General features: G+C 55.3%; 1 tRNA gene and 1 rRNA gene. Both read right to left on the bottom strand.

The features are described from left to right. Positions 1–88 (bottom strand): 5S ribosomal RNA (gene rrf / locus FQZ95_RS07880); the annotation flags it as partial. A 39-nt stretch (positions 89–127) separates the two neighbouring features. Then, positions 128–203 (bottom strand) — tRNA-Thr (locus FQZ95_RS07875). Positions 204–282: the final 79 nt, after the last annotated feature.

Raw genomic sequence — 282 nt, 5'->3', positions numbered from 1 at the left:
GAGACCCCACACTACCATCGGCGCTACGGCGTTTCACTTCTGAGTTCGGCATGGGGTCAGGTGGGACCACCGCGCTACTGCCGCCAGACAAATTCTTTTCTAATCTGCCGAACTTTAACCTAAAAAGTGGTGCTGATACCCAGAGTCGAACTGGGGACCTCACCCTTACCAAGGGTGCGCTCTACCAACTGAGCCATATCAGCACGCTTAATTTGATGCCTGGCAGTTCCCTACTCTCGCATGGGGAGACCCCACACTACCATCGGCGCTACGGCGTTTCAC

Source organism: Escherichia sp. HH41S (assembly GCF_009820115.1).
In the GTDB taxonomy this organism is placed as follows: Bacteria; Pseudomonadota; Gammaproteobacteria; order Enterobacterales; family Enterobacteriaceae; genus Escherichia; species Escherichia coli_F.
Note: the sequence above shows the minus strand (reverse complement) of the source record. Positions and strands in the feature narration are given on the sequence as shown.